Origin of the sequence: Streptococcus infantis (assembly GCF_047463635.1) — a bacterium.
GTDB lineage: Bacteria > Bacillota > Bacilli > Lactobacillales > Streptococcaceae > Streptococcus > Streptococcus infantis_W.
In genome coordinates this window covers 144,428-154,546 of record NZ_JASHDL010000004.1, presented here as the reverse complement: position 1 = coordinate 154,546, position 10,119 = coordinate 144,428, and the positions used below count along the sequence as shown (strand labels likewise).

The 10,119-nt window shown below is 39.2% G+C and carries 8 protein-coding genes, 1 pseudogene and 1 other annotated feature; all 9 genes and pseudogenes read right to left on the bottom strand.

Annotated features, from left to right (window positions below):
* Window positions 1–186 precede the first annotated feature (186 nt).
* The gene (gene pyk, locus QM867_RS04240; protein ID WP_001042821.1) at window positions 187–1,692 is read right to left on the bottom strand and encodes a pyruvate kinase; all 1,506 of its coding nucleotides are present in this window, start codon (window positions 1,690–1,692) and stop codon (window positions 187–189) included.
* A gap of 66 nt (window positions 1,693–1,758) precedes the next feature.
* Complete coding sequence (pfkA, locus tag QM867_RS04235; protein ID WP_371607431.1) at window positions 1,759–2,766, bottom strand: 6-phosphofructokinase; 1,008 nt, start codon at window positions 2,764–2,766, stop codon at window positions 1,759–1,761.
* An 81-nt stretch (window positions 2,767–2,847) separates the two neighbouring features.
* Window positions 2,848–5,949, bottom strand: a complete 3,102-nt coding sequence (locus QM867_RS04230; protein ID WP_414315224.1) for a DNA polymerase III subunit alpha — start codon at window positions 5,947–5,949, stop codon at window positions 2,848–2,850.
* Between the two features lie 116 nt (window positions 5,950–6,065).
* Window positions 6,066–6,776: pseudogene (locus QM867_RS04225) on the bottom strand (B3/4 domain-containing protein).
* Between the two features lie 77 nt (window positions 6,777–6,853).
* Complete coding sequence (locus QM867_RS04220) at window positions 6,854–7,240, bottom strand: VOC family protein (RefSeq protein WP_000157160.1); 387 nt, start codon at window positions 7,238–7,240, stop codon at window positions 6,854–6,856.
* A gap of 56 nt (window positions 7,241–7,296) precedes the next feature.
* Window positions 7,297–7,656, bottom strand: coding sequence for a 50S ribosomal protein L20 (gene rplT, locus QM867_RS04215; RefSeq protein WP_000124830.1), 360 nt, complete (start codon window positions 7,654–7,656; stop codon window positions 7,297–7,299).
* Window positions 7,657–7,707: 51 nt separating this feature from the next.
* The gene (rpmI, locus tag QM867_RS04210; protein ID WP_001125942.1) at window positions 7,708–7,908 is read right to left on the bottom strand and encodes a 50S ribosomal protein L35; all 201 of its coding nucleotides are present in this window, start codon (window positions 7,906–7,908) and stop codon (window positions 7,708–7,710) included.
* Between the two features lie 32 nt (window positions 7,909–7,940).
* Window positions 7,941–8,471 (bottom strand): translation initiation factor IF-3, encoded by a 531-nt coding sequence (gene infC / locus QM867_RS04205; RefSeq protein ID WP_006149857.1) that lies wholly within the window; start codon window positions 8,469–8,471, stop codon window positions 7,941–7,943.
* 15 nt (window positions 8,472–8,486) lie between these two features.
* Window positions 8,487–8,617: a sequence feature (ribosomal protein L20 leader region), on the bottom strand.
* A gap of 86 nt (window positions 8,618–8,703) precedes the next feature.
* Window positions 8,704–10,095, bottom strand: a complete 1,392-nt coding sequence (gene pgdA / locus QM867_RS04200) for a peptidoglycan-N-acetylglucosamine deacetylase PgdA (protein ID WP_248034598.1) — start codon at window positions 10,093–10,095, stop codon at window positions 8,704–8,706.
* Window positions 10,096–10,119 lie beyond the last annotated feature (24 nt).

The window sequence follows — 10,119 nt, the reverse complement described above, 5'->3', positions numbered from 1 at the left end:
GTTTTAGGAACTTTGACAACTTTAAGAAACGAATTTTCATCGCTCTGAATATAAAAATGGAGAGGACAACGATTGTCCTCTCCAGATGTTAGCTTTTATTCAACCCACTACAGTTGACAAAGAGCCCAAAAAAAGACCTATCATACAAGCTATAAAGCTTGATATGATAGGTTTTTTAATATTAGATTAACGTACAGTGCGGATACGCATTGTGTTAGTACGAACTGCTTCACCAAGTGGCACACCTGCAACGATAACGATATCGTCACCAGATTGTACAAGACCTGCTTCAACTGCTTTACGTTCTGCAATTTCAAACATGTCATCAGTTGATGATGGAGCTTCTGTCAACATTGGGATAACACCCCAGTTCAACATCAATCCACGTTCTGTCAATTCGTCAAATGTCAATGCCAAGATATCAGCATTTGGACGATATTTAGAGATCAAACGTGCTGTGTGACCAGTCTTAGTAAGAGTTACAACCAATTTGATGTCCATTGAGTTTGTAGCGTCTTTAACTGCTGAAGCCATAACTTCTGTCTTAGAGTTACGCTCAAATGAATCTGAGTTCAAACGTCCGTATTCGTTAAGAAGAGTTTGAGCGTTCTTATCGATAGTTGCCATTGTACGAACAGACTCAAGTGGGTATTTACCATTTGCTGACTCACCTGAAAGCATTGTAGCATCAGTTCCGTCGATAACAGCGTTGAATACGTCTGATACTTCTGAACGGGTTGCACGTGGTTTTTCAGTCATTGTTTCAAGCATGTTTGTTGCAGTGATGACAACTTTACCAGCAGCGTTCACTTTAGTGATGATCATTTTTTGGTAAACTGGAACCATTTCAAATGGTACTTCGATACCCATGTCACCACGAGCGATCATGATACCATCAGCAGCTTCAATGATTTCGTCCAAGTTATCGATACCTTGTTGGTTTTCGATTTTAGCGAACAATTGAACGTGACCGTTACCAGTTTCTTCACAGATTGCACGAACTTCGTTCACGTCTTTTGCAGTACGTACGAATGAGATCGCGATAAAGTTGATACCTTGTTCAAGACCGAAGCGGATATCAGCGTTATCACGTTCAGCAAGAGCTGGGAAAGGAATTTTAGTGTTAGGGATGTTTACACCTTTTTGTTTAGCGATAACACCGTCGTTTTCAACTTCAACGACAAATTCACGAGTTGCATCGTCTTTTTCTACAACACGAAGACCAAGTTTACCATCGTCAACCAATACTTGGCGACCAACTTCAACGTCATCATAGATGTCAAGAGCTCCAGCAACGTTCAAAGCAATCACTTCACGAGTTGATTTGATACCTTGTTTAGTTGCAACACGGATTTTTTCACCAGTTTTGTATGAGTACTCTTTAGCTTCACCTTCGAACAATTCAGTACGGATTTCTGGTCCTTTAGTATCAAGAAGGAAACCAACTTTTTTACCTGCAAGTTTTTCTGCAAGTTTAACAGTTGCCATACGGTCACCTTGTTCTTGGTGGTCACCGTGTGAGAAGTTGAAACGGAAAGTGTTAGCTCCTGCTTCAATCAATTGAGCAATGTTTTTAGCTGAAGCTTCAACGTCAAGTTTTTCACCCCAATATCCGTCTTCACCGAATTTTTTACCACCACGGATTTCTACCGCAGGACCCAAAGTTGCAACGATTTTTACACGTTTGTTCATGATTTTTGTGACTCCTTTATATAATTTGACCTTTTATGGTCATTTTACCAGTTTAGTTAAAGTTGATTATGACAAGCTCTTGTTCAAAGCAGAAAGTTCAAGGTCAGCTTTATGAGGGTTGTTAACAACGATATTACCATCAGCTGTTAGGCTAAACAAAGCTCCTTCTTCTGCAGTTCCAAGAATTGGATTTTCAACCATTTTCTCATTGCGAATACCAACAGCGACACCACCGATTCCTTGTTTAAGAAGTTTAACAGCGTGTGCACCCATGCGTGACGCCAATACACGGTCACGAGCAGTTGGAGATCCACCACGTTGGATATGACCAAGTTCAGTTACACGAAGGTCGCTTGTATCTCCAGCTTCTTTTAGCTTTTGACCAAATTCAGCCGCTGACATAACACCTTCTGCCAAAACGATAATGTTGTGTTTCTTACCGTGTTCATATCCAGCTTTGATACTTGCTACGATGTCTTCCATCTTGAAGCCTTCTTCAGGGATGATAATTTCATCAGCACCAGTGGCAATACCAGCCCAAAGAGCGATATCTCCAGCATTACGTCCCATAACTTCAACTACGAAAGTACGACGGTGACTTGATGAGGTATCACGAATCTTATCGATGGCATCCATTGCAGTTGTAACTGCAGTATCAAATCCGATGGTGAAATCAGTACCTACGATATCGTTATCGATTGTTCCTGGAAGTCCGATAGCAGGGAATCCATGCTCAGTCAAGCGCATAGCTCCGTGATAAGAACCGTCACCACCGATAACCACGACACCTTCGATACCGTGTTTTTTCAACTGCTCAATCCCTTTAAGTTGACCTTCGAGTTTTGCAAACTCAGGATAACGAGCAGAGTGAAGGAAAGTACCACCACGTGAAATGATGTCTCCCACTGAAGCAGCATCAAGTGGATAAATTTCGCCGGCAACCATACCTGCGTATCCATCATAGATACCAAAAACTTCCATTCCTTCTGAGATTGCTTGACGAACTACTGCACGGATGGCAGCATTCATACCAGGGGCGTCTCCACCACTAGTCAAAACAGCAATACGTTTCATTTGGTTTTGCTCCTTTTTCTTTTAACATTCTAACTGATTATACCATAATTAAAGTTAAAATTCTTTTATTTTCATTGATTTTTAACGATAAATCGTTTTCATAGTTATTTGACTCAAAGATTCCTGCAAACTAACATCTTTTGCAACAAAATAGCCTGGCAAAAGAACATTTTTTTGTTCATTTTCGTAGCGAATGATGACAGGAATTTGTCCCTTGTATTGTTCTAAAATATGATAAATTTCAGAATCATGTTCATGATCAGCAGCCTGAATCCAAAATCGTTCACTCACTGCTTCTTTTAGATTATTTAATACTAACTGAAGGCGACCGTCTCTTGCCTGCACTTTTCCATTAAGGTAGTAAAATCTTCCTTCATGTAAGAGATTGTTAAATTGGCGATACTGGTCAGAAAAAACTGTGACTTCAAGCTTCGTTTTACTATCACTAACTTTCAGAAAAGCCATGTTTTCACCTTTTTTAGTACGAATGACACGAATGGATTCTATCTCAACGAGTACTGTAGCTGTCTGTCCTTCAGATAGTTCAGACAAACTCACAATTGGATAGAGGGGATTCTTTGCTAAAACCAGTAAGGGATGCGGACTGATACCGACTCCAAGCCACTCCTGTTCCTTACGAAACTTCTCGACTTGCGTAAAATCCTCACTCTCAAGCCAATTGTAGCTATTATCTGCAAACAAACTACCCAATTCTTCCACAAAAATAAACAAAGTAGGTAAATTAGATAAGATTTTTTGGCGATTTTTTTCAAAACTATCGAATAAACCAATCTCGACTAGGGGAGTTAAGAGACTCAACTTCTGATAATTTTTAGGCAAGCGAGTGACAAAATCTTCGACACTACTAAAAGGACGATTCTCTAAAATCCAATAGGCAAAATCTCGAGGCATCCCCTTGATACTCTTAAGTCCCAAATAAATAGTCTTCTCTGTTAATTTATCCTGATATGGGATTGTATTGATAGAGAGTGGTGTCAGTTCAAAGCCCATTTCAAGCGCATCGAGAATATAAGCTCCACTGGCATAGTTGAGCATGACTTGATAAAAGATTTCTGGGTAATGTGTTTTAAAGTAAGCAAGCTGGAAGGCTAAAGCCGCATAAGCATAAGCATGCGATCGGTTGAAACCATAACCAGCAAATTTTTCCATGACAGCAAAAACCTGCTGAGCCTCTTCCTTTCCATGACCTTTTTCGAGGGCACCTTGGATAAAACTCTCCTCCATTCGGTGCATCTCGGCAGCATTCTTTTTCCCCATGGCGCGACGTAAAATATCAGCTTTTCCAAGGCTAAAACCAGCATAACGCTGTGCGACTTGCATTACCTGTTCTTGGTAAAGCATAATGCCATAAGTTGGAGCCAGAATATCTTCCAAAACTGGGTCCAGAACTGTTACCTTTTCTTTCCCATGTTTTCGAGCCACAAAGTTGTCGATATAGTCACTCGCCCCCGGTCTGTTGAGGGAAGTCGTTGCCACTACTTCTTCAAAGCTTTCTGGTTTCACGCGCTTTAATAAGCGAATAGCACCAGGTTGTTCAAACTGAAAGATTCCCTTGGTCTTCCCAGCTGCAAAAAGAGCCAAAGTTTCCCTATCCTCAAGGTCAATTTCCTCAATCCTTAACTGAATTCCTTGAATTTCAAATAAGAGCTCCTGCATTTTTTGAGCAAAAGTTAGGTTTCGTAAGCCCAAGAAATCCATTTTGAGCAAGCCATTTCCTTCAACTCCATGCGCATCATACTGGGTAATGAGCATATCCTCACCATACTTAAGAGGAATATAGTCCGTTAGATTTTTATCACTAATCACGACACCAGCAGCGTGGATGGAAGTTTGCCGAGGATAGCCTTCTATCTTTTTAGCAATTTCAAAAGCCTTTTGGTACTCAATCTTACCTTGAATCAGTTGTCTAAATCCTAGATTCCCTTCATAGGCACTTGTTAAGGTATCTTTGAAACCAATTTTTTTGGTTATGGATGTCAACTCATACTCGGGAACACCATACCGTTTAAAAACATCTCGAATAGCCTGTTTGGCACCAAAAGTCGAGTAGGTGACTATCTGAGCAGCGTGAATACTACCATAACGGTCACGAACATAGCGGATAAATTCAGGACGATAGATATCGGGAATATCAATATCGATATCAGGCATGGTATAGCGTTCACGATTTAAAAAGCGCTCAAAGATAAGATTCTTAGCTACAGGATCAATACCAGTAATATTTAAGGCATAGGCCACTAGACTTCCAACTGCAGACCCACGTCCCATTCCCATATAATATCCCTGAGAACGACCAAAACGTAAGAGATCCCAGACAACCAAGAAATAGTCATCGAATCCCATGTCATGAATCACAGATAGTTCTTCTTCCAAACGAGCCTGATAAACTGAATCTAGTAAGCCTTTCTGTTCCAAGCCCTTGATAGCTCTTTCGCGCAACTCTTCAACAGCTGGTCTCTCTGGATTGAAGCGTGGAAGCTTGAGGCTACTATCAATCTCATAGGAAGCTTCCTTGATTAATCTTGCCAGATTTTCAAGCGCGAGTGGAAATTTCTCTAAAAAAATCTGTTCTAAACGGTCAGCAGGTAAAAACAAGCCTTGTTGCGCTTGAACATCCACCTCTCGCAAGGTCACATTTTCCTTAATCGCCTTGAGCATTTGAAGCGTTTCTAAATCCTCAGGTTCGAAAGAATTAACACAATAAAGAGGGAGAATTGGTCGAGAAAAATTCGACTGAGCTGTATCTGGATAAACTCCGATATAGTAGTCATGTCCCAAATCCAAATTAACTATTTCCTGAAAGTAGGGAACAATGATGCAAATATCTTCAAGGTAAGGAGAAAAATCAGTCCATTCCTTTTTACCTGTCATTTTTTGACTCGAAAGCTTCATAAGATTTCGATAACCACGATTTGATAGGGCTAGAAAGCGCAGATCTATCAGTTCTTCCTTATGATGAACTGTCATCTCCAGACCTAATAAGGGCTGGATCCCTTGCTTTTGGCACTCTTTGATAAAATAATAAGCTCCATAAAGATTGTCAACATCCATGATTCCAAGTGCTGAGTAGCCGTATGCTTTCCCTTGGTCAACATACTTCTGAATGGAAATCATACTCTCCATGAAACTATAAACCGTTTTTGTATCAAGTTGTGCAATCACTCGCTATCACCTCCCTTTTTCTTCTTATATTATACCATTTTAAAAAATAGAAAAACAATTTCTTTCTTCCCTTGGAAAAAAAGAATCACAGTTGAATTAACCGTGATTCCCATTCATTATTCTACCTCTAGGATAGGATTTGTAGCTGTCAAGTGGCTGATCTTACCACTGATACCAAAATATTCCTCAATTTTAGTATGTAATTCTAGCATTGCTTCCCGAGCTCGTGATGCCTGTTCTTCATTGATAGCTTCAATGACTAAAACAGCATCTTTGGTTTCTTCTGTTAACATGGTTCTTTGGGCTTCACGCCAGTTTAAACACCGACAAACCGCACCCTGGTCATCAAAATAAATCATTTCATCAGCTAATGCTGGAGCATCACTTTCAGCCCCTAGTGGAAAGAAGGATTCATTCCCTTGAGCTCTTCCAAGACATAAGTCACCAACAATCTTAGCTAAATCCTCTCCCCCACAAGGAACAGCGTAAGAAAGTGAAACACTATTATAAATATCTACCAAAGGATTTATTGGATTAAATTCTCTTCCTTGACTTACACGCTTTAATAAAGCTTCAATAGAAGAACGAGCACATTTTTTGGTTTTGAATTAAGTGAATGCCTGATGCCATTCTTGAATCACTTCATTCTGAGTAAAATTCTCATCTGCTATAAAAGTCCGGGCTTTTTTTGTTCCTTCATCTAATAAAGCTTTAAAATATGGATCGTCACTCTCATCAATAGTATTGTTGAGACCTTTTACCACCAATACAGAGATTTGAGCATCTGGAAATAGTTGCCAAAAATCATCTTTTACATGAACTTTCATGACCTTGACGCCATTCTTTTTCTTTCATTCTACTACAAATTAAAAAAACGAGTAGCATACAAGCTACTCGATAGGAACTATAATGAATTTTCACGAATCACTTCTACCTTGTATCCATCTGGATCTTTGATAAAGTAATAGTTTGGTTGAGTCCCTGGAAGTCCATTAGGTGCTGTCACTTCATAGCCTTTGTCGCTATGTTCTTTATGAAGAGCCTCAAGATCAGGTGTGCTTAAGGCGATGTGAGCAAAACCGTCACCGACAACATATGGTCCGTGATCATAGTTATAAGTCAACTCCAACTCATAATCATCACCTTCAAGTCCAAGATAAACAATAGTGAACGCATAGTCTGGAAAGTCTCTACGACGTAATTCCTTAAAACCAAAAGCATCTTGATAAAAAGCGATTGATTTTTCAAGATTTTCAACTCGCAAGCAAGTGTGTAGCATTTTAGAAGCCATTTTTTTCTCCTTTGTTAAAAAAGACTGGGACAAACTTGCACCAGTCTTATGAATAATTATTTACCAAGTTTTGCTTTAGCTGCATCTGCAAGAGCTGTGAAAGCTGCTGCATCGTTAACAGCCAAGTCAGCAAGCATTTTACGGTTAACTTCGATCTCAGCCAATTTCAAACCATGCATCAATTGTGAGTATGAAAGTCCGTTCAAACGAGCTGCCGCATTGATACGTGTGATCCACAATTTACGGAAGTCACGTTTCTTTTGACGACGGTCACGGTATGCATAGTAGTAAGAGTTCATTACTTGTTCTTTTGCAGTACGGAACAAGATGTGTTTAGCTCCATAGTAACCTTTTGCTAATTTAAGAATACGTTTACGACGTTTGCGTGATACAACGCCACCTTTAACACGTGCCATGTTTTATTTCCTCCAAATATTTCCTAGAATTGTTTACTTACAAATACGCGATTATTTCAAGCGAGTAAGCATTGCCTTGATACGTTTGAAATCTCCTGAATGCACCATAGATGCTTTACGAAGATGACGACGTTGTTTTTTAGTTTTTCCGTGGAAACGGTGAGATGTGTAAGCACGGAAACGTTTAAGTCCACCAGAACCTGTACGTTTGAAACGTTTAGCTGATGCGCGGTGTGTTTTTTGTTTTGGCATGATTTTTTCTCCTTTATTTAACTTTCTGACAATTATTTTTTGTCAGTTGCTGGGGCCAACTGCATGAACATTTGGCGTCCATCCATTTTAGCACGTTGTTCGATGATAGCAATATCTTGAGTTGCTTCAGCGAAGTCGGCTAAAACTTTTGCACCAATCTCTTTATGGGTGATCATACGCCCCTTAAAGCGAATGGATACCTTCACTTTATTCCCTTTTTCAAGGAATTTGCGAGCATTGCGAAGTTTAGTTTCGAAATCACCCTTGTCGATAACGGGGCTCAAGCGAACTTCTTTCACGGTCACAACGCTTTGTTTTTTGCGCTGCTCTTTTTGTTTCTTCTGGTACTCAAATTTGAACTTGCCGTAGTCCATAATTTTTGCAACAGGAGGTTTAGCTTGAGGTTGAATGAGAACCAAGTCCACATTAGCTTCGTCCGCAAGTGCTTGCGCTTCGCTTAGTGGTTTGATACCCAATTGCTCACCTTCAAGACCGATTAAGCGAACTTCGCGTACACGAATTTCATCATTGATGAATAAGTCTTGCTTTGCTATGGTTTTCACCTCTTTTTTTAATTTAGAGAAAAACAAGAGCGGACTTGCTAACGCAAACCCGCACTACATGATTGTATTTCATTTCTGAAATTTGATCCGTAGGGGCCAGACAACGTTAGTCGCAAGGCGAGAAGTTCTCACTTCTGCTTTTCTCAACTTTTATATGATATCAAGTTTTCCCCTACTTGTCAAGATTAAAACTATCTTTTTTAAATTTTTTTAAATATTTGCCTACTGTGACTTACTGGTTACGAGAATAGTAAATCTCATGTGGCTTCAAACGAGTGTTGAGTAGATCTGATACAGTCACAAAACTATAACCTTGTTCCTGTAGATACTCAATTACTTTTGGAAGCGAATTTACTGATGGCTGATGGATATCGTGCATTAAAATGATAGATCCATTGCTTGCCTGACGCTGAATTTCTGTCAAAATCGCTGCTTCATTTTTACTCTTCCAATCCAAACTATCCACATCCCACATGATAAAGCTTAAATCAAGACTATTGCGAATATCATCTGAGATTGCACCGTATGGTGGTCGCATCAATTTAGAGCTTTTCCCAAGTACTTTTGTAATAGCATCTTCTGTATCCGTAATTTGTTTCTTAGCATCTTCCAATGACAGTTTTGTTAAAATTGGATGATTCCAGCTATGGTTTCCAACTTCATGACCTTCAGACTGCATACGTTTAAGGATCGACTCATTACCTGAAATATTTTTTCCTTGTACAAAGAAGGTTGCTTTGATCTTGTACTTGGCTAGAATATCTAAAGCTTGTGGAGTTGTCTTTCCATCTGGTCCATCATCAAAGGTAAGAGCTACTACTTTTTTATTTTTCTCAGCCTGAGCCTTCTTATAAAGTTCTGCATCCTTTTCAGTTAGATAGGACGATTGGACAACATCAAAGAAGTCTGAAATAGGCAAAGCTATTTCTTCTACATTATTGGTTGCTTTAACTGGATATAACACCAATTGACTATCTTTGTAAGCAAACTTCCAAGATGATAAATCGCTAGCTGAAAAATCGGCTATTACTTGATCTACAAGTGTTTGCTCGATCTTTTTATCAAGGAGTGTTGACTTGATATCCTCAAGAAACTTCTCTTTAGCTTTGCTAGCATCTGTAAAGAGCTGATCTAATGTAAACAGGGTTCCATCTTCCTTAAGATAAAGCTGATCTAACGACGTATTTTCCAATTCCACAACAGTAGAATCACTCAGGTCATAGGCCTGTTTTTTTACAAGATGGCTCTCCACACCTTTGATAGAGGATGAATCTTTTTCAGAATAGTAAAAAATCAAATGTTCTTTATCTTCTACTTTATCCGTAATATCTTTTACAATGATATCCTGAACAGAGGTAATGACCTTGTCCCCCGTCATAGGATAGTAGGTGATGATTTCTGCCTGCCCCTTACGAAAATTCTCTTTCTGACTTCCTTGTGAATAGGAATCATCTTTTTCTTTTTTCAGTGCTTCAATTTTTTGCTCAAAAGCTTGCTTGGTCAAGACTTTATAAGCAATACCTGCACCTAATGTTAGGATTGTGAAGAATAGAAGCCCCACAATAATCCATAAATTTCTTTTCTTCTTGTCATTTGTTTTACAATTTGTTCTTTTTTTAGTCATAGTCTTATCATATCAAATCAGGCC